Here is a 17,227-nt window from a genome sequence, read left to right on the forward strand (position 1 = left end):
TTAAGGCAATGACGACAGACTGTTAATTCACCATCTTTACAATAGTGAGTATCAAATACTCTGTGTAAGCCAATGAAACATTTAATGTATTGAATCACATCCATATACTCACTAAAAAGCATATCTTTTGATAAGCTTATAGATATCCATGATTTTTTATAAATCCATACTCCAGATGGAATATTCCTAAAAGATGTAACAGCATTGTAAGATCATAAAATTAATGAGAAAAATAAAATATAAAACTTTATTTTTACCCACACTCGTACAAATTTAATAATCTAAAAACCTTTAAGAATAATATTTTCAACGTATTTATCAAAATCCAACTCTGTGGATTTTAAGCTTTTAGCTTTAAAGGTTTTGTAAAAACAACTACTAATTATCCCTATACTTAATAAGGTTAATATTTTCATAACTCACCTCTAATATGTATATATGATAATTTTTAAGATACCATTCAATTTTGTTGTCTTCTAAAGCACTTTAGCTACTTTTTGTATATGCTGTAAGTGGGTGTAACAAAATTAAAGTTCTTAAAATTTGTACAACATATGAAATTTATTAGTTTTTTTCTTATGTAAAATTATTTTTAAAATGCATTAGAGCTTATTTTAGAATTTAGATGTTTTTCCACAAGTTATTGAATTAATATATTTTACTAAATAAAAAAAACCCATATGATTAGAAATATGGGTTTGGAAATTGAATTGGTTTTACTATGTGTATGCAAAAAAATATACGCTCATTATTTTTGTAATGCAATATAAATTTATTGATTTAATATTTTTACCTAAAACTCTTTAACATTAATTACGATTAATTCATTATAAATTTTAGTCACTTGATTGACTAAAAATATTTGAGAACAAACCCCCTTCTTTTTTGTAATTATCTTAAAGCCTTTTTCAATAATTATACCTGGATCTTTCACTAATATTTCGCCATTGCTCCCTATTTCAAATTTAGAAATATCATGTTCATTGCCATCGTTATCAACAATAAACAGTTTATTTTTATATTGCATACTTAGCATCCTTAAATTGTGACACTAAACACATTTAAGTATTAATTTGAGCAAATTAATACATTTTAACTTATGCATGTATTAAAACTTATAAAAGACGCCCTAAAGCATCTTTTATTTTTTATAATATATTTAAATGTTCTAGCAATTGTTTTTCTTCGCTTGACCAGGAGGACAGAATTTACCATTTCCATGCCCACCATTGTAACGCCCATCAGGATCTACAACGATGCTTCCTTCAGGAGTATGTACAGCGCAAGCCGTAAGACTTAAGCCACTAAACATCATAACTACGATTAAGATATTTTTCATAATCAACTCCTTTTAAAGTACAAAATTAGAATGTTTCGTGATCATGTTCCACTATAAAATTGTTATTAAAATAAATTAGCCCGTTTTATATCTTCTAGAATTTCAGATGCTTGTATGAAATTTTTTAACTAAATAACCTCTAATTATTTCATCAGCTTGCATATCTAATAACTCATCAGAGACCCAAAATACATACTCTTCGTTCTTAAACTTAACTATTTTTTTTAAATAGGTTGTAATTGAATTTGATGTAGAACCTTTAATTTTGAAAAACTTCTCATGACTTACATTCCCCAGCAACTTACTTCCATGCCAAGGACCACCAATACAAATGTTCATGTGTTTTCCTATTCTTCAATGGTATCTTAGCACCTAAACCTTACAGAATTGTTTTAATAAAAAAAGCTCACCTTTCGATGAGCTAATAAAATAGACAATATTAATTAATTTAATCTAATCCATCAATTAAAACCATAGAAAGGCTTTGTACATCACAATTCCCCCAATCATTTACCAATTGTTTTACATCGTCAGGACTTAAATAATCATCGTGATAAACTGTAAAAATTTCCTCACCTTTATTTAATTGCAAAGAAACCATGCCACTCATAGACTCAAATTTAAGAATATCAACTGGTATTGGCATACGATAAAAACTAAAACTTCCATCTTCTTCTTTTAAAGTACTAATATAAATCATGAATAAACTCTTTTAATGAACAAATTGGTCTTGGATAATCCTAATACGACCAGATTCTAATAAATGAATTCCTATTTTTACATCTGTTCTCTCACAAATCAAATTCTTCTGCAACTTTGAAAAAGTACCCTCTTAAATGGCTATCTAGATTAATTCGCCACTCTCCTAATATCTCTAATGCATATTTCTCATATTTATCATAGGTTCTAATGTACGCTTTACGATCTATATTCATACCTGAAATTCTATAACGCTCAGACTGGTTGTATGAGTTTTCCTTTCTACCTTCACATTTGCTGCATTCGATGTGTTTCTTTTCAACTTTAGAAAATATAAAACCTTTACCATTACATTTAGTACACACTCCACGTTTAAATAAAAATTGAACTAATGCAGAACGTGCTACTCCTTTTGCCGCGTCTTTTGTAGTTATTTTTTTTGTTTGAAAACTATCAGCTTGAAACTTTAAACGGATCTCACTAGTAAGTAGGTTATGCAATAAAGCAAAGTGGCGATCTGTTGGACTGATCGATCTTACTAAAGCCCATATTAGTGCATATTCTTCTGTAGCCATATTTTGCATCATTAAAGCAGCGCTGTTTACTTTACTTCCATAAACTGATGGTCCCCCCACTCCATCTTTAAAGCCATCCATCGTTTTTTGTGCTAAATCAAGAAGAGTAAAATCAACTCGTGACGTACTAGGCTTAAATAGCAAACGACGTAAATCATGAACGATCATCATATCTCTATGTTTTTCAAAGTTTGCTGTGGCTGTCATTTTACTCCCCCACCATTGTCTCTATCTGTTGAACCGCTAAACCTGACTTCACTTGCTCTGTACTAAACCGTAATACCTGATATCCCATTACCACAGCAGCATTGTATTTCTCCATGTCACCTATATAACCCTTACCCCTTGTATGACGTCCACCGCTCCAAACACCGCCTTCAACCTCAACCAAAATCCGTTTACCAACAATATGAAAATCGGCTCGCCATTTTCGTTTTTGATGGAATTTAAATTCTCTCTCAAACTCGATTCTGAGCACTTTAAGTTGTGTTGCTAGCAATGACTCACCGATACTTTCACCTCGATGAGTTTTAACTCGAGTACTGCTTTTCAAGTTAGTTTTCTTTTTGGATCTACCACCGCAAAGTTTTTGATATTCTGCAATTGAGATGCTTTCCACTTAAGCAGCACCTCTACCCTTAGGTTTAAATCCAACAGCCTGCAGATGTGATTTCCAGTTTTGGAGTTCATTTGGATCTGAGAGTTTTGCAGCAATGCGGCTTGCTAGTTTTTCAAAAGATTCACCAGGCATACTAAATTTATCGATCACATCTGGAAGTTGAGCAAGCTTGTTTGCAAATACGTAAATCTGTTGAGGTGATGAGAAAAATACTAAATCAGATTCACTAGTGGATTTTCCATTATGTGCTTTGTCGTATTTGTGGCGGTTTTTCAAAAGTGTGTCAGCGAAGTGATAAATCAAAAGATCATCACAAAGATTATTTCCAGCATTGAAAAGCTCAAATGCTTTTTTCTCGCGTTCAAACCAACTTGCTTCGATAATCGATTTCGGTACTACCGTGGGATTGGCTTGATCTAATTCAGAACGAAGTTTTTTCAAACAAAGCCAATCTTTTTTATTTTTAGATTCTAATGAGAGATTCCTTGGGAGGTTCTGTGTCCCAAAATTGGTACTGGTCTCGGTACCAATATCGGTACTGGTTCCAGTTCCATTATTGGTACTAGTACCGATTTTGGAACCAATGCCTAAATCAACACTAGTGTCATTATTGGTACTAGTCCCCTTTTTGGTATTGGTATCTGAACTATCTTCACGTCCAAATACACCAATTAATTGATAGACTTTTACGCCATTTCCTTTAATTTCACCTGTAAATTTAATCAACTTTTTAAGCTCAAGTTCGTCTAAAACTTTGATAATCGTTTTTCGATTTAAAGTGGTGTCTTTCTCTAATCGTTTTAAACTTGGGAAGCACTTATGGTCATCCCCAGCTCGATCAGCAAGTGATAGAAGTACTAGCTTTTGACTAGCACCATCTACAGTTGTTTTCCAAGCCCATACGGTTGCATCTAAGCTCATAATTCACCGACCTTAGGCTTTACGTACCCACCAAATGAAATGACCTGTTCAGCTTTGATCAAGCTCGTAATAACCTGATGTGATAACCAAATCGTGATCTTGAATCGATAAGCCATCTTTTGGGCCAATTCTTCCTTGGTTACAGCAGCATTATCTTCGTTGTAACCACGCATTCTTAAATTGCCTTTTTTGATGTCATGAATGTGGTCCAACAAAAGCAAAGTTGGTTCATAAAATGATTGGATTTCCTGAGTCTGCTTATGCTCAGGTTTAATTTGAAAATGGCTATTCATGAAACCTCCGCAATCGATTGCTCGATTTCATCTAAACGGCGTTTATGAAATAGCTCTGGCAAAGTGGCTGTACGTATATCAGCTTGCTTTACCAACTTACCGCTTTCTAACCAGTAGTGATTGTTCGGTTGATACGCCTCTACCGTTTGTAAGTCTTTTATTTTGATGTGATTCATATACACAACCACATCGCCATTCATGTATTTGCCTGGCTCTTTTTCTTGTGCTAGATTGATGTCCATTCGATACTCCGAAAAGTCGTTTAGGGTGTATTGGGTACGCGGTGAATTACAGGAAGCCTGATCTGATACATCAGGCTTCTTCTTTAAAATGAGTGAAATTTGTGCTAAATTTGAACTCATATTCATTCCACCTCGTTATGGATATAGGAAAGCCTGGGATATGAGCCTCAGGCTTTTTCTTTTTCAGGGCCTGACGTATATCTCTTCATTTGTTTTAAAGCTGCTTGATCTACAGCTGTCGCCAATTCAATTAGATGCAATGTCAATTGATGGATCTCTTCATATTCTTGTGGTGTTACTACACCATCCTCATACGCTTCATATACAGCTTTGTTGGTCTTTCCTGACTTAATGTTGTGCTGCATCATTGCCTCAAAAATCGACAATTCATGATGCTTACTGCGGTCACATGTCACAGGAACTAAAGCAAAGCCAAGTTCATGCGCCCAAATTTTTAAAAGCGCTGGGTTTTGGGTGTAATAAAGAATTGCTTCTAATTTTTTAATACTGGGTAAATGGTTCGGCATATTGATATTTGCGTAATTGCAAATTGTGTTATGTGAATCCCCAAGTACCTGCGCAATATCTTTAGGCGTAAATCCCGGTGTATTACTTATCATCTGCCAAATTGCGTTTTGGGCTTCTCGGCTTAAATTAATTTCCATATGTGAATCCTTAAATTTATTCACGTTTACCTTTTCGTACTTTAGTAAGAAATTAGGCTTATTAAGAGCTCATGCTATTTAATCCTTTGCGATCAGCAATCAACTCTCCATTGGTTTTAATTTCAAATACAGCTTGAGTTTTAAGAGGGATTTTTTTTCGCCAATAACTTATTACGGATCTATCTTTATTAAGGATTCGAGCAAGTTCAGCATCGTTTTTAGCCTGAAAGTGATTTTTAAGATCATCAACAGTCATGTTTAGTTTCCAGAACAATTTGTTTATTTAATTGAACTATAAGTTTAGGAACATGTCAATTTTATTGTTTAGTATTTTAAACAAATATTAGGTTTATCAATTATGCAAACCACGTCTGATAGAATTTCTTCACGAATGCGCCAACTTGGTCTACAGCATAAAGATTTAGTTGCTGCGACTGGAGCAAGCAAGGGAACTGTTACCAATTGGATTAGTGGTGTGAACAATCCAACTGGTAACCGATTAGTTCAGTTAGCTCAAGTTTTAGGGACTACATCTGAGTGGTTGTTAAATGGCACTTCCCCTGAGATTAGAGACTCAGAAAGTATTCATTTCGCACCAGTTGAATTTATAAGTGCAAATACAAAAGGTCGCCTAACGAACGTACGTATTCCAATATACAAAGATGTTAAAGCTTCATGCGGCACAGGAATTCAAAACTTTTTAGAGGATGCTAGTGAGTACCTTGAAATAGATCCGCAGATATTAAAACTAATGGGTATTCAGACCAACCCAGTTAATTTGCGTATTATTTATTCAGCTGAATATAGTATGTATCCAACCATTGCACCTGATAGCCCTTTATTTGTTGATATTTCTGATAAAGATCCTGATGCATTAAAAAATGGAAGTGTTTACGTTTTCACTCATAATCATGAATTACGCATGAAACGAATTTTTGTAAGTTATGCGGGTTCAAAAACAGTTAAGCTAACAAGTGATAATCCTGATAAAAATAGATATCCCGATGAGTTTATTACAAATGAACAGTTGAATGAGATCAACTTTGTTGGGCGTCTAGAGCTAGCTCTGGTAAAACCATAAATACAACTAAAATCTTTAAGAGAGAAAGTATTATGATAGCAACACTTAATAAGTCTAAAACTGCGCTAACAATAAATCGTCAAGAATTTAAATTAGCTTTAGCTAAAGTTGGTACTGGAATTGATAAACAAATAGCTTCTTTTAAAAAAGCCAAACAAAGCTACGATTCTTCTGAAATTGCAAATGAGATCATTAGTGAAGCAAATATCTTTGAAGCCATTATTCAAGGGTTTAACGAGGCTGAAGAAACTAATTTAAAATTAACCGATATAACCAATCTTGAATTAGCACAAGGATGGATAGATGAGTTTTTGGAAAAATATTCAAACGATTAAGTACTATAATAATTTTTAATTTAAACAATGAAATAGGCCCACAATATGAAAGATATAATATTTAAAAACTTTGAAGAGGCTGGACAAACTGTTTTAAAATTTTTATCTCAAAAATTTGGATTCAATTTATGGATGATCACTCGTACAGAAGGAGATAATTGGATCGTCCTTCAATGTGAAGATAAAGGCTATAATGTTATACCAGGACAAGTTTTCTCATGGGCGGATTCATTTTGCTCTCATATGGTTTTAGGAAAAGCTCCTAAAATAGCTCCTCATTCAGAAAAAATCCCCTTATACTTAAATGCGCCAATAGCCAAAAAAATTGATATTAAAGCTTATATAGGTCAACCACTTATAAAAGAAGATGGAACTTTATTTGGTACTCTTTGTGCTATTGATCCCAATCCTCAATCCGAATCACTACTACAGGAAGAAGAATTAATTAATCTTTTTGGTAAAATTCTAAGCTATATTTTGCAAGTTGAATTACGGGAAAATGAACAGAAACGTCAAAAAGAGTTTTTTGAAGCCGTAGCTTTAAGTGATTCTTTAACGGGATTATTTAATCGTAGAGGATGGGATCAACTTCTCGCACAAGAAGAAGCCAGATGTAAAAGTTACGGTCATCCTGCTGCTATTTTTATGATTGATCTAAATAATTTAAAAATTGTAAATGATCAATTTGGACATTTTATTGGAGATGAATTAATAAAAAAGACAGCAAATCTATTAAAAATTTGCGTCCGTAATAATGATATTGTGGCTCGGATAGGTGGTGATGAATTTGCAATCCTCAGCATTGAAAATACAAAAGAGGGAGCAGAGCTTTTATTTGATAGAATTCAAGAAATTTTTGCAAATGCTAATATCAGCATCGCTGTTGGCTTCGCAATTCGAAATCCTTCTTTTAGTTTATTAGAAGCGGTTCAAGAAGCTGATGAAAAAATGTATGAAAATAAACGCATGATCAAAAAATAAGATTCAACCACTTTAGTAAACTTCACCTCCCACTCAGCATGAGATTTCTTTTGCTCAAAAACCTAAGAAGAACCTACATTATGGAAACTGTATCATTTATATGTTTGTTAACTCTTTCTATATTTGGTTGCGATAATTCAGAACAAATATCACCTGAACGCGAACACCTTATTGAAAAATTTCAAGAAGTTGATTTAAAAATGACTATGTATCTTGCAACGCTAGCAGGTCCCTCTACCCCATTAGAAGAACGCAAAAAAGTTATTTGCGAGGATTTCCCTGTTACCTACGAACATGAATACCTTCCAATTTATTTAAAGCTGGCTGATCCAAAAGATCTCAATACAAGTACGGATCTTCAAAAAACAATAGATTCATATAAAGCTAGATACAATATTGATTGCTAATACAAAATTCTAAAAAAAGAAAACCCACCCTGTGTGGGTTTTCTTTTGTCTATAAAGTACAGAAGTATAAACATAAATAATAAAAGTTTATTTTTATAAACAAACCTATTGACCAATTTTGTTTAGTTTACTAAACTTAATTTCATCAAATAACAAAAAAGCACATCCGACCTCGAAATCAAATGTGCTTTTCCTTACAACAGGTGAATTATGAACACAAAACCAAATTCAATCAATCCCATTGTTACACATCGTGTACAGCCATCCAGCTTTATTAAAGTAGCTGCAATTAGTGGTTTATTCACAGTAGGCGTTATCGGTCTTACATATGATCAAAAAGCCACTGAATACAAACCTGCAGTAGCTGTTCCTAACACTGCCCCTTCTTCATATAGCATTCAAGCACTAAAAGTCACTTCTAATTCATCTGGCATGGCCGTTGTTAAACTTGATAGCTTCTTACTTAAAGTTAGCTTTGATTTTGAAACTCATCCCGATAACTACGGAGTTCCTGGTTCCGAATTTACTGCAGTTGATATCACCAACTTAGCAATTGATGAGATCCACGACATTAACGGCAAGGAATATAACGACTTCACTGATTACAACGATCACCGAATGATTAATCAAATTATTGTCGGATATATAGAACGTAATAAATTAGTGGAGGCAATCTAATGAATACATCTACTCCTAAAAAATCAGAATTTATAAGCGATGAAAACGGCGAATTTCGCATGCGTATTTATTCATCTGAATATTTACAGAAAAATGGCGAAATTTACCGGGTTAGCAAATCAGGCTATTTGTTTCTTATCGAATTCGCTGAACACTTAGAGAAACCTTGGATTAGCCTTAATTTTGAACGTGAGCGTAAATTTCAAAAGCGTAAAGCATTGGCTATTGGGCTTCAAAATTCAAATATCCCCTCTTATGAACGTCGCGCATATAAAAAGCGTATGGGCTGGTCTGGAGCATAATCATGACAAATTCAAATAATTCAAACATGGATCTTTGGAATTCTTTAAGCATCACAGATCCAAAGAAAGTTAAGCCGATTACAGGTAAATCTTATAAAGGCTCATCACCTCAACCGTATTGGTTAGTTCAACGAGCTACCGAGACTTTTGGCCCTTGTGGCCAAGGTTGGGGAATTGAAATAGTTCAACAAGGTTTTCAGCAATGTAATGCCGAAACAATGATGCATTATGCGACAGTCCGCGTTTGGTATATGCAAGAAGGTAAAAAGTGTTCAGTGGAACATATGGGCGGAACAATGGCCATGTATAAAACCAGTACAGGAAAAATGATATACGACGAGGACGCCCCTAAAAAATCAGTCACAGATGCAATGGTTAAGGCGCTTAGTTTTATTGGTTTTGCCGGTGATATTTTCTCAGGTATTTGGGATGATTGGAAATATCAAGAAATGGCTGCAGCACATTACAATGAGCAAAAACAACAGCCCTCTCAAAATCAAAATAATCAGCAAAACTCAAGACAGGCTCAACAACCGAATCGCAATCAAAATAACCAAGCTAGTGGCCAGCAACAAAAGCCATTAGCTCAGCGTTATAACGATGCACTTCTAGCTATAAAAGATGCTAAAAATCCTCAAACCCTTGATAAAGCAATTAACACATTCAAAGGCACTCAATACGAGTCAGGTATATCAAAAGCCTGCCGTGCTCGAGCAGATCAAATGGGATGGAATGAAGCGCCACCGATAAACCAAGTTCAACAACAAAATCAAATGCAGCACTGAGGTAAATAAAAAATGAATTTATTAAATAGTAATGAAGCATTTTCAGCACTCATGGCTGGTAAAAATATTATGTGCCGCGCTGTTGGCGAATTGATGGACTTTGATGACTTAAATCAATTCCCTGCTACGATCTTTGCTTTACCTGGTTATGAGTTCTGTATCAAACGTGAATCGTTAACTTTGGCAGATATTCAATTTACTAAGCCAGTAGAACCACACGATCTGGAGAATGGCCAAGAAATTTTTATTGTGATGCCAACATGTATCTTGCGTACTAAATACGACCCAGAACATGGTGATATATGTTTGAGTGTGGCAAATGGATTTGCTCAATTAGATGCTGAAAATGCACAACTGCAGCTTCAGGCGTTTGGTAAAACGTTTGGCAATATGATTACTGAGATTGAAATTAAAGACGGTTTCAGTGAAAAGCCTAAAAAATCTAAAGCTCCTCGTAAAACTAAAGAAGCTTTTAAAACTGAAGATACCCCAGAAATTGAAACAGATCCTGCCTTAATAATTGATAAATTTGCAGCGAAAATTGCAAACTGTACGACTACAGAAGCTGTTCTTTTATTACGTCCAGTGTTTTTTGCTAATGGTCATCTTGAGCGTGAACATACTCAACATCTATGCAAATTGACTGAGAATAAGTTGATAGAGATCGATCCTGAGCAATATGCACCAAAACAAAGTTACATTGATCATCAAATTTATCTAGATGGCATTAATGCATGTGTTTCAGAGGAAGAAATTAAAACCACGCTACACGATGTGAATGATCAAGGTTTTAGCGAAGAACAGCTCTCAGAAATTAATCTTGCAAAATGTTCTAAACTTGCTGAGTTTCAAGCGACTGCATTAAAGAATATTCAGGATAATCAATATGACAATCTGTTAAAAGAACTATTAGAACGTGCTCAAAAATCAAAATTACCTGCTGAAGCTAATGCCTTGTATAAATATACGGTCAATTGGACTGAAGAACAGCGTAAGCCATTGATGGATGCAATTAATAAAAGATTGAGTGAATTAGGTGCGACCGCTCCACTTCCTGAACAACCACCATCATTAGTGGTTCAGATCCAAAATGCACCTGATTTAACAGCCTTGGATATTTTAGAAATTGATGTTGCAACCCGTCATCCAGACATTCAACCGAAATTAATGGGGCTGGTTCGTAAACGTCGATTGGAGCTTGAGAATTCAAGTTCAATGGCGGTGCAATCATGATCAAAATTCCTGAGTTCGAACTTGAAGGTACATCAGAAGAAATTGCTGAACAAGTATTTTTAAAGTTGATCTATCCGATTTATGAAGAGCTAAAAAAGACTAATCCAATTTTGGCGCTTAGATTTGGATATTGTATTTCTGGTAATGCAATAGCGAGTTATTTAGGTAGCCATGCAGATGTTAAGCGAGCAGAAAAAGTAATGATTGATTTAACGCAAAAAATGGCTGCTGGAATTGCTTACAAAAAAAGAAAAGCTTGTTGAGGAGCAAAGTCATGACTGAAAAAACATTTAATCAAACTGGTGACTTTGCTGCTCTGCATGCTGCAAGAAGATGGGTTGAGGATCAAGGTTATAGCGTTGGTTCACTGTGTAGAGATATGCCTATTGGTTTACTTAAGGGAGAATGGACTATAGCAAAATGGAGAAACCTAACCTCTAAAGAGCGTAATCAATTAGATGGCCAAATGACCTCAATTGATTTCAGAAATGGTCCAGTTACTGTGTTTCTTAAAGAAATGCCAACAGATGAGGAAATTAAATCGGGTGAACGGATTAAGCAAGAAGAAAAGGAGGAAGGTTAAATGGGTGCTATTAAATACATTATCACTGTCGAAAGTGATACCCCTCCGCAGGTAATGCTTGGTCAAAATATTGGTGGCGGGATTGTTAAAGAGTTGAAGGAAGTGGATGTTGAATTAGTCTCTGCAGCACAACTTGCCGAAAAATATAATCTATCATCCACAACAATTAGAGAACGGCTTATCTCAATAGATCAAGGTACCCCTGGAAAGGCCTTGTATAATCCACGATTAGCCCATGATCTACTCACCACTAAAAATAAAAAAAGAGGCAGACCGAGAGCTAATTAGCTCTCACTGTCATTAAACATCTCGACTAAATCCTGTGCATCTGGATTGTAATAAGTATTGATTAATATCCCGATTGTCTTATGTCCTGTAATTTTTGCCAAAACCTCAACTGGTAATTTACGAACCTTAACCATCCTTGTGATTGCCTCATGTCGAGAATCATGAAAGTTAATTTCAGGCAGCTTTGCTTTTTTCTTAACCCTCATCCACATGGCACAAAATATATTCTTATCAATCGGTAATAATTTATCATTTTCTGGAGGAAGCAATAAGAGCAAGCGCTTTGCTTCCTTAGAAAGGGGCACGTTACGAGATTCACCATTTTTAGTCATCGGTAGATGAATAAAACCATCTCTTAGGTCTTCCCTGTGCATCGCCAATATTTCACCCTGCCTCATTGCAGTTTCAAGTGCAAATAAAAAAGCCCATGCGACATACTGTCTAGAATTAATTGGCGTGGTTGAACCATCCCACTCCATCACTTTTAGTAAAGTATCTTGATGTTCAGGAGTAATTCTCTGATTTCGTGATTTTTCTTTGCTAGGCATTGATACTGAGTGCCAAACGTTAGACTCAAGCAAAAACAACTCTTTCATTGCATATGTAAAAACTGCTGAATATATTGCATGCTCATTTCTTAAGGTAGCCACCTTAACTTCTTTCTTTCTATTATTACGCCATTCTGCAATGTCGGCTGGCCTAAAGTCATAAATTGACTTGTCTGCAAGGTTTGGTGCGATATGGTCTAAGTTTTTTAATTTAAAGTTTATAGTACGAGCCGATCGCATATGGCGACCATGTTCTTCATAATATTTATTACATAATAGTCGAAATGGATAAGCTGGTTTTATTCCTTGTTCAAAATTAGCCTTCCCTGTTTTAAGTTCAAGTAATTTAAGGGATGCCCATTGTTCACATTCTTTTGCAGTATCTCTAGTTGCTGAGTATCTCTTATTATCAAAAGTTACAGTAATACGCCAACTTGATCCACGTTGTATAGGTTTTGGTAGTTTCATTGTTGGTGCAGATTTGGTGTAGATTTCATTTTATTTTATCAATTTTATGGGAAAAAGGAAGAAAATACAGGTTATTTCATGCAGATTATATAAGAGATATAGTGACTTAATAATTCTAAAAATCCAATAAGATACTGTTTATAAAGGTATTTTATTGAGTGATTTTTTTGATTTTAGAGAATATCATAAAAATGTCACCTAAAATCATTGTATACTACCTATCATTATCAAGTTTGAATGTTGCAAACTGTCCATTCTCCAAGTGAATCGCCATCAAATGAGTACTTTATTACTAATCACCGCAGCACCGACTTCAATCCATGCATGGCATGCATTGGGTTTAGCTCAAGCACTGCAAGCTGAAGATCAAGAATTTCGTGTTTTCTTTTATCAAGATGGTGTACAAGTTGCGAACAACTTGCAATGGGTTCCTGACGATCAACGTAATTTATCTGTAGAATGGCAAAAACTCTCAATTCGACTTCCTGTCTGTGTGAGTGCTGCATTAGCGCGGGGGATAACAGATCAAGAGAATGCCAAACGTCACCAAATTCCAGCCAATAATCTTGCAAAAGGCTTTGAGCTTGTGGGTTTAGGCGAACTTGCAGATGCTGTTCAATCTACAGATCGTATCATTCAATTCTAAGTTGATCATCCCATTAGCGTGTTGCATTTAAAAGGTAATTTGTGTGAATACTGTGCTCGTTGTGATAACCCAAGCAAATTTAAATACATTGCAGGTACATGAAAGTCTGTCAGCAACCATGGTGCTTGCAACTTTTGGCTGTAAAGTCAAAGTGTTACTTAAAGACGCTGGATTAAGCCTACTTAAATCAGAAATGGCTTTTAGCCAATTAAATCACGTATTTAAGCTTGCTTCAAATCTGGTCGATAGCTTTGAATTCTATGATTTAACACCAGTTTTAGTAGAAAATATGAATAAATCCTCGACTTTTGTTACTCAATCACAACAAGAGTTGGAATTTGTAGAACTGAATGCTGAATTTATTCAGTCTTTTGATCATGTGTTGTATTGGTAAGCTGTGGATGGAAAGTTCAAATGTCAGATAAAACACTTTATTTAATTCAATCTTCTTTTATACATACAGACCATATATTGAATCAGTTGGATCAACTGTATGGTTCTCATGATCACATTGTTTTAATGGGTGATGCGGTACTGTTTGCAGCAGATCAGCGTTTAACAAACAAACAGAATCTTTATCTTATTGAAAATGATGCTGAAATTTTATCTGAATCCATTCCTGAAAATTTTAAATCAATTTCTTACCCACAATTTGCTCAGTTGGTTTTAGACTTTAGCCGTTGTATCAGTTTAAAATAGTGAGCTAGGTTGTCAATTATCTTCGATTTTTTAAAAATCAATCTTTGATGTTTTGTTGATCAAAAGTTACATTATTTCAGTTGTTTTGTTTAGGTTATTTTATGAGCTTTGAGTTAGACCAAGATGGTCATTTAGTAGATTACACCATTTGGAATGAACAGGTTGCCCAAGAGTTGGCACAAAGTTTAGATCTACAACTGACCCCATGGCATTTTGAAGTGTTGCATGCAGTACGTCAATTTTATACCCAGTTTGGCCACTCTCCTGCAACTCGTCCACTGCTTAAATTTTTAATGAAAACGATCAACCCAGCAATTGATAATGCTGTTCTACAAGATAAGTTTAATACAGGACTGGTTGCCCGCCATTTAAGCCGTTTGGCAGGTATTCCTAAACCTGCAAATTGCTTGTAATCTATTTATAGACAGTGATCCGTTCACATATATGTTAAGGTGAACGAACCCCCTCTAGATTAGGGCTTAGATAAATAGATTATTTCACTCTTTTTCTAAGTAAATCCCATTGGTACTTGAAAAAATAGCTCAACGAAAAAGTGGGATTGGGTATAGCCCTTGACTTAGTCTTACTATTTTTTTCTTTCTCATCAATTTTTATATGATCATAATCCAAAAAATTACCTGTCAAACCCCGTAAAAACTGAAAAGACTTGCCTTGGGGATTAATTTTTTGGGAGTCAAACAAATGAATCAAGCCAAAACGATGTCCCAACTCATGTACAACAACTTGATTAAATATATTCTCAGGACATTTTAATAAGACAACACTTTCTCCCCCACTACCAACGCCTTCTTTTTTAGAAACATTTGTTACAAAAACATAGTTTTTTATTGCTAAGTTTTTATCTTGATATTGTTTATAAAATTTACTTAAATCACTTAAAAAATAACTGGTATCATTGATATTAAGTTTGTTTAAAGAAATATTTACATCAACATCATTTTTACGATACTTTCTAAAATCGAATGCTGGAGCATTTATTATTTCTACATTAATTAAAGCTTGGTTAAATGATCTATTTTGTAAAAAATCCTCATAATCATATGAACGTATAGTTTTTTCTTCATTAGTAATCACATCTACAAATATAAGTTTTAAAGTCGGAATCACAGCATTATGGTATAGCATGAGCTGACCAACAACTTCTTTACAACCATTTTTTTCTGCATAGACTAAAATCTCTTCATGGTTTTCCAATGCACTTTTACATACAATATTAACTGCATTTGAAACTAAATATTTCTGATCATTTTCTTGATTTGATAATTTTTTGTTATTTCCAAAAGTACTAAGAAATCGATTAATATTCATTTCTGAAGGATCAATGACAATATTTGGGTTTGATGCTTCAAACTTAAGAATAGTTCCATTATTTTTTAACTCAAATTCTTTATTTTTATCAATTGGATTTAATTCACCGTCATCTTTGTCTTCAATTAGATTTAGCTCTAAATCTAGTGCTACACTATAGTTCTCACCTTGACCCGAACGATGAACATTAAGCCACTCTGTTGAGTAAATAGCCAACCATGCAGGTATATATTCTTTACCATAAGGCAAAATTTTTGTTTTTTGCCCATGTGTATAAGTGCTTTTGAGTGTATCTATATCGCCAGTCACTAAAGCAACTTCAATCCTTTTTTCACTAGATGTTAAGGGTTGATAATAGGTCATTTTTTTAAAAAATTCTGGACGGTACCAATCAAAACCATAACGACCATCATACACTCTGTCCTCTGCACGTCTAAAATGAATTGTAAATTCTTGAAGACAGGTTTGACTTGTTTTTCCAACTTTTGGGCTTGAACCAATTCCCATTCGATTACTCCATATTAAATATTTTATAAATTATTAAAATTTTACATCAATTAAATAAGTATATAAAAATGAATAGCTTGATCAAAATTATCTGTTAAAAAAATCGCCTAATTCTTTATCAAGCAATAAACCTTATTTTCTAAACTAAGATTACAGTTACTGTTTTTCATACTTTTACTTATTAATTTAAATTATATATTTTTTAAATTGAACAATCACATATTTTATATCTTGTTAACAAAAATCAAAACAATATCAGTAATTAAAATTTCAAATTACTTACTACGCTTCATCTAAACATTTTCACAAACACTAAAAATAATAAGTGTCCATGTCTTTAGATTTTTATGATATTTACCAACAACTTAATCTAAAATTAATTCATGATAAATATTGAAAATCATCTAAGGAATAGCAATCAAGCTAATTTTTTCTGCGCTATGTATTGAAAAAACGCAGAGCTAACGATTGGCTTCACTTGTCTCGCATTCACCGCCTGCTGACATTCTGAACATACCAATACCGGAGTAAACTCATGTCCACAGACGGTATGTTGATACACCATAGGTGCACCCAGCCCCTCATCCATCCATTTATCCGCCCATGCCACCATGGTTAATAAAATAGGATATAGATCTAAGCCCTTTTCAGTTAAGCGATATTCATAACGCTCTTGTCGATCGACATAAGCCACTTTAACCAGTATTTCATGCTCAACCAAACGTTTTAGCCGTTCAGACAATACATGTCTTGTCACACCTAAATTTTCTTGAAAATCATCAAAACGACGTAAGCCCATAAAAGCATTACGTAAAATAAGCATGGTCCATCGATCACCCAATACAGATAATGTACGCGCAATTGAACACGGTTGATTGCCTATTTCTTCCCATTTCATACGAAGTTCCAAATTACATTTGTAAATTTAAAATACCATTAGTGAATACTATGAAATAAACAGAAAAAGAAAGATAGTATTTCAGGGATTTTTTTTACATTCATTA

The 17,227-nt window shown here is 34.2% G+C and carries 29 protein-coding genes; 15 read left to right on the forward strand and 14 right to left on the reverse strand.

Annotated elements, in window-relative coordinates:
- Positions 1-793: 793 nt before the first annotated feature.
- The 11 genes from AC07WY_RS02340 to AC07WY_RS02390 form a co-directional block, all read right to left on the reverse strand.
- Positions 794-1,027, reverse strand: a complete 234-nt coding sequence (locus AC07WY_RS02340) for a hypothetical protein (RefSeq protein ID WP_353159777.1) — start codon at positions 1,025-1,027, stop codon at positions 794-796.
- A gap of 141 nt (positions 1,028-1,168) precedes the next feature.
- Positions 1,169-1,339, reverse strand: coding sequence for a YlxR family protein (locus tag AC07WY_RS02345; protein ID WP_004720038.1), 171 nt, complete (start codon positions 1,337-1,339; stop codon positions 1,169-1,171).
- Between the two features lie 102 nt (positions 1,340-1,441).
- Positions 1,442-1,678, reverse strand: a complete 237-nt coding sequence (locus AC07WY_RS02350) for a hypothetical protein (protein WP_004720029.1) — start codon at positions 1,676-1,678, stop codon at positions 1,442-1,444.
- 109 nt (positions 1,679-1,787) lie between these two features.
- Positions 1,788-2,039 carry a hypothetical protein gene (locus AC07WY_RS02355; protein WP_327858622.1) on the reverse strand — a complete coding sequence of 84 codons (252 nt, stop codon included), beginning with the start codon at positions 2,037-2,039 and terminating at the stop codon, positions 1,788-1,790.
- Between the two features lie 91 nt (positions 2,040-2,130).
- Positions 2,131-2,820, reverse strand: coding sequence for a DnaJ-like cysteine-rich domain-containing protein (locus tag AC07WY_RS02360; protein WP_494735642.1), 690 nt, complete (start codon positions 2,818-2,820; stop codon positions 2,131-2,133).
- Position 2,821: 1 nt separating this feature from the next.
- Positions 2,822-3,232, reverse strand: a complete 411-nt coding sequence (locus AC07WY_RS02365; RefSeq protein WP_494735643.1) for a DUF559 domain-containing protein — start codon at positions 3,230-3,232, stop codon at positions 2,822-2,824.
- Positions 3,233-4,153 (reverse strand): helix-turn-helix domain-containing protein, encoded by a 921-nt coding sequence (locus tag AC07WY_RS02370; protein ID WP_494735644.1) that lies wholly within the window; start codon positions 4,151-4,153, stop codon positions 3,233-3,235. It lies immediately after the preceding gene.
- The gene (locus tag AC07WY_RS02375) at positions 4,150-4,446 is read right to left on the reverse strand and encodes a hypothetical protein (RefSeq protein WP_209827025.1); all 297 of its coding nucleotides are present in this window, start codon (positions 4,444-4,446) and stop codon (positions 4,150-4,152) included. The genes AC07WY_RS02370 and AC07WY_RS02375 overlap by 4 nt, the downstream gene beginning before the upstream one ends.
- Positions 4,443-4,808, reverse strand: coding sequence for a hypothetical protein (locus AC07WY_RS02380; protein WP_494735645.1), 366 nt, complete (start codon positions 4,806-4,808; stop codon positions 4,443-4,445). The genes AC07WY_RS02375 and AC07WY_RS02380 overlap by 4 nt, the downstream gene beginning before the upstream one ends.
- A 47-nt stretch (positions 4,809-4,855) precedes the next feature.
- Positions 4,856-5,353 carry a phage regulatory CII family protein gene (locus AC07WY_RS02385; RefSeq protein WP_016539718.1) on the reverse strand — a complete coding sequence of 166 codons (498 nt, stop codon included), beginning with the start codon at positions 5,351-5,353 and terminating at the stop codon, positions 4,856-4,858.
- Positions 5,354-5,414: 61 nt separating this feature from the next.
- Positions 5,415-5,609, reverse strand: coding sequence for a hypothetical protein (locus AC07WY_RS02390; RefSeq protein WP_494735646.1), 195 nt, complete (start codon positions 5,607-5,609; stop codon positions 5,415-5,417).
- 102 nt (positions 5,610-5,711) lie between these two features.
- Here AC07WY_RS02390 and AC07WY_RS02395 point away from each other — a divergent pair, with 102 nt between their 5' ends.
- From AC07WY_RS02395 to AC07WY_RS02445, 11 genes are all read left to right on the forward strand, one after another.
- Positions 5,712-6,434: a S24 family peptidase gene (locus AC07WY_RS02395; RefSeq protein WP_494735647.1), complete on the forward strand. Its 723-nt coding sequence runs from the start codon at positions 5,712-5,714 to the stop codon at positions 6,432-6,434.
- 32 nt (positions 6,435-6,466) lie between these two features.
- Positions 6,467-6,769, forward strand: a complete 303-nt coding sequence (locus AC07WY_RS02400) for a hypothetical protein (RefSeq protein WP_154130047.1) — start codon at positions 6,467-6,469, stop codon at positions 6,767-6,769.
- Positions 6,770-6,814: 45 nt separating this feature from the next.
- Positions 6,815-7,750 carry a sensor domain-containing diguanylate cyclase gene (locus AC07WY_RS02405; protein WP_494735648.1) on the forward strand — a complete coding sequence of 312 codons (936 nt, stop codon included), beginning with the start codon at positions 6,815-6,817 and terminating at the stop codon, positions 7,748-7,750.
- An 80-nt stretch (positions 7,751-7,830) separates the two neighbouring features.
- The gene (locus AC07WY_RS02410) at positions 7,831-8,157 is read left to right on the forward strand and encodes a hypothetical protein (RefSeq protein WP_494735649.1); all 327 of its coding nucleotides are present in this window, start codon (positions 7,831-7,833) and stop codon (positions 8,155-8,157) included.
- 210 nt (positions 8,158-8,367) lie between these two features.
- The gene (locus tag AC07WY_RS02415; protein WP_494735650.1) at positions 8,368-8,835 is read left to right on the forward strand and encodes a hypothetical protein; all 468 of its coding nucleotides are present in this window, start codon (positions 8,368-8,370) and stop codon (positions 8,833-8,835) included.
- Positions 8,835-9,137, forward strand: a complete 303-nt coding sequence (locus tag AC07WY_RS02420; protein ID WP_494735651.1) for a hypothetical protein — start codon at positions 8,835-8,837, stop codon at positions 9,135-9,137. Before AC07WY_RS02415 ends, AC07WY_RS02420 begins: the two co-directional genes overlap by 1 nt.
- A gap of 2 nt (positions 9,138-9,139) precedes the next feature.
- Positions 9,140-9,922 (forward strand): hypothetical protein, encoded by a 783-nt coding sequence (locus tag AC07WY_RS02425; RefSeq protein WP_494735652.1) that lies wholly within the window; start codon positions 9,140-9,142, stop codon positions 9,920-9,922.
- A gap of 12 nt (positions 9,923-9,934) precedes the next feature.
- Complete coding sequence (locus AC07WY_RS02430) at positions 9,935-11,155, forward strand: hypothetical protein (RefSeq protein WP_494735653.1); 1,221 nt, start codon at positions 9,935-9,937, stop codon at positions 11,153-11,155.
- A complete protein-coding gene (locus tag AC07WY_RS02435) occupies positions 11,152-11,418 on the forward strand; it encodes a hypothetical protein (RefSeq protein WP_262780119.1) in 267 nt (88 codons plus the stop codon). Before AC07WY_RS02430 ends, AC07WY_RS02435 begins: the two co-directional genes overlap by 4 nt.
- 11 nt (positions 11,419-11,429) lie before the next feature.
- Complete coding sequence (locus AC07WY_RS02440) at positions 11,430-11,738, forward strand: hypothetical protein (RefSeq protein ID WP_262780117.1); 309 nt, start codon at positions 11,430-11,432, stop codon at positions 11,736-11,738.
- Entirely contained in the window at positions 11,739-12,026 is a 288-nt protein-coding gene (locus AC07WY_RS02445; protein WP_105712708.1) for a DNA-binding protein, read from the forward strand.
- On the opposite strand, the gene AC07WY_RS02450 is transcribed toward AC07WY_RS02445, so the two are convergent.
- Positions 12,023-13,042, reverse strand: a complete 1,020-nt coding sequence (locus AC07WY_RS02450; protein ID WP_494735654.1) for a tyrosine-type recombinase/integrase — start codon at positions 13,040-13,042, stop codon at positions 12,023-12,025. The two genes, AC07WY_RS02445 and AC07WY_RS02450, sit on opposite strands and share 4 nt — an antisense overlap.
- A gap of 277 nt (positions 13,043-13,319) precedes the next feature.
- On the opposite strand from AC07WY_RS02450, the gene tusD reads away from it, so the two are divergent.
- The 4 genes from tusD (at position 13,320) to AC07WY_RS02470 (ending at position 14,800) form a co-directional block, all read left to right on the forward strand.
- A complete protein-coding gene (tusD, locus tag AC07WY_RS02455) occupies positions 13,320-13,688 on the forward strand; it encodes a sulfurtransferase complex subunit TusD (protein ID WP_419334218.1) in 369 nt (122 codons plus the stop codon).
- Positions 13,689-13,731: 43 nt separating this feature from the next.
- On the forward strand, positions 13,732-14,082 hold the full coding sequence (locus tag AC07WY_RS02460; protein ID WP_315079415.1) for a hypothetical protein: 351 nt from the start codon (positions 13,732-13,734) through the stop codon (positions 14,080-14,082).
- A 20-nt stretch (positions 14,083-14,102) separates the two neighbouring features.
- Positions 14,103-14,387 (forward strand): DsrH/TusB family sulfur metabolism protein, encoded by a 285-nt coding sequence (locus AC07WY_RS02465; protein ID WP_494735655.1) that lies wholly within the window; start codon positions 14,103-14,105, stop codon positions 14,385-14,387.
- A gap of 101 nt (positions 14,388-14,488) precedes the next feature.
- A complete protein-coding gene (locus tag AC07WY_RS02470) occupies positions 14,489-14,800 on the forward strand; it encodes a TusE/DsrC/DsvC family sulfur relay protein (protein ID WP_494735656.1) in 312 nt (103 codons plus the stop codon).
- Between the two features lie 79 nt (positions 14,801-14,879).
- Here the strand turns inward: AC07WY_RS02470 and AC07WY_RS02475 are convergent, their stop codons facing one another.
- Positions 14,880-16,223 (reverse strand): hypothetical protein, encoded by a 1,344-nt coding sequence (locus AC07WY_RS02475; RefSeq protein WP_419312014.1) that lies wholly within the window; start codon positions 16,221-16,223, stop codon positions 14,880-14,882.
- A gap of 418 nt (positions 16,224-16,641) precedes the next feature.
- A complete protein-coding gene (locus AC07WY_RS02480; RefSeq protein WP_494735657.1) occupies positions 16,642-17,121 on the reverse strand; it encodes a winged helix-turn-helix transcriptional regulator in 480 nt (159 codons plus the stop codon).
- Positions 17,122-17,227: the final 106 nt, after the last annotated feature.

This window comes from Acinetobacter sp. GW821-FHT01C12, from assembly GCF_059422625.1.

Bases quoted from the DNA above. Each gene is read 5' to 3' on its own strand.
- AC07WY_RS02340 (WP_353159777.1), bottom strand. From the start codon at position 1,027: ATGCAATATAAAAATAAACTGTTTATTGTTGATAACGATGGCAATGAA.
- AC07WY_RS02345 (WP_004720038.1), bottom strand. From the start codon at position 1,339: ATGAAAAATATCTTAATCGTAGTTATGATGTTTAGTGGCTTAAGTCTT.
- AC07WY_RS02350 (WP_004720029.1), bottom strand. From the start codon at position 1,678: ATGAACATTTGTATTGGTGGTCCTTGGCATGGAAGTAAGTTGCTGGGG.
- AC07WY_RS02355 (WP_327858622.1), bottom strand. From the start codon at position 2,039: ATGATTTATATTAGTACTTTAAAAGAAGAAGATGGAAGTTTTAGTTTT.
- AC07WY_RS02360 (WP_494735642.1), bottom strand. From the start codon at position 2,820: ATGACAGCCACAGCAAACTTTGAAAAACATAGAGATATGATGATCGTT.
- AC07WY_RS02370 (WP_494735644.1), bottom strand. From the start codon at position 4,153: ATGAGCTTAGATGCAACCGTATGGGCTTGGAAAACAACTGTAGATGGT.
- AC07WY_RS02375 (WP_209827025.1), bottom strand. From the start codon at position 4,446: ATGAATAGCCATTTTCAAATTAAACCTGAGCATAAGCAGACTCAGGAA.
- AC07WY_RS02380 (WP_494735645.1), bottom strand. From the start codon at position 4,808: ATGAGTTCAAATTTAGCACAAATTTCACTCATTTTAAAGAAGAAGCCT.
- AC07WY_RS02385 (WP_016539718.1), bottom strand. From the start codon at position 5,353: ATGGAAATTAATTTAAGCCGAGAAGCCCAAAACGCAATTTGGCAGATG.
- AC07WY_RS02390 (WP_494735646.1), bottom strand. From the start codon at position 5,609: ATGACTGTTGATGATCTTAAAAATCACTTTCAGGCTAAAAACGATGCT.
- AC07WY_RS02395 (WP_494735647.1), top strand. From the start codon at position 5,712: ATGCAAACCACGTCTGATAGAATTTCTTCACGAATGCGCCAACTTGGT.
- AC07WY_RS02400 (WP_154130047.1), top strand. From the start codon at position 6,467: ATGATAGCAACACTTAATAAGTCTAAAACTGCGCTAACAATAAATCGT.
- AC07WY_RS02405 (WP_494735648.1), top strand. From the start codon at position 6,815: ATGAAAGATATAATATTTAAAAACTTTGAAGAGGCTGGACAAACTGTT.
- AC07WY_RS02410 (WP_494735649.1), top strand. From the start codon at position 7,831: ATGGAAACTGTATCATTTATATGTTTGTTAACTCTTTCTATATTTGGT.
- AC07WY_RS02415 (WP_494735650.1), top strand. From the start codon at position 8,368: ATGAACACAAAACCAAATTCAATCAATCCCATTGTTACACATCGTGTA.
- AC07WY_RS02420 (WP_494735651.1), top strand. From the start codon at position 8,835: ATGAATACATCTACTCCTAAAAAATCAGAATTTATAAGCGATGAAAAC.
- AC07WY_RS02425 (WP_494735652.1), top strand. From the start codon at position 9,140: ATGACAAATTCAAATAATTCAAACATGGATCTTTGGAATTCTTTAAGC.
- AC07WY_RS02430 (WP_494735653.1), top strand. From the start codon at position 9,935: ATGAATTTATTAAATAGTAATGAAGCATTTTCAGCACTCATGGCTGGT.
- AC07WY_RS02435 (WP_262780119.1), top strand. From the start codon at position 11,152: ATGATCAAAATTCCTGAGTTCGAACTTGAAGGTACATCAGAAGAAATT.
- AC07WY_RS02440 (WP_262780117.1), top strand. From the start codon at position 11,430: ATGACTGAAAAAACATTTAATCAAACTGGTGACTTTGCTGCTCTGCAT.
- AC07WY_RS02445 (WP_105712708.1), top strand. From the start codon at position 11,739: ATGGGTGCTATTAAATACATTATCACTGTCGAAAGTGATACCCCTCCG.
- AC07WY_RS02450 (WP_494735654.1), bottom strand. From the start codon at position 13,042: ATGAAACTACCAAAACCTATACAACGTGGATCAAGTTGGCGTATTACT.
- tusD (WP_419334218.1), top strand. From the start codon at position 13,320: ATGAGTACTTTATTACTAATCACCGCAGCACCGACTTCAATCCATGCA.
- AC07WY_RS02465 (WP_494735655.1), top strand. From the start codon at position 14,103: ATGTCAGATAAAACACTTTATTTAATTCAATCTTCTTTTATACATACA.
- AC07WY_RS02470 (WP_494735656.1), top strand. From the start codon at position 14,489: ATGAGCTTTGAGTTAGACCAAGATGGTCATTTAGTAGATTACACCATT.
- AC07WY_RS02475 (WP_419312014.1), bottom strand. From the start codon at position 16,223: ATGGGAATTGGTTCAAGCCCAAAAGTTGGAAAAACAAGTCAAACCTGT.
- AC07WY_RS02480 (WP_494735657.1), bottom strand. From the start codon at position 17,121: ATGAAATGGGAAGAAATAGGCAATCAACCGTGTTCAATTGCGCGTACA.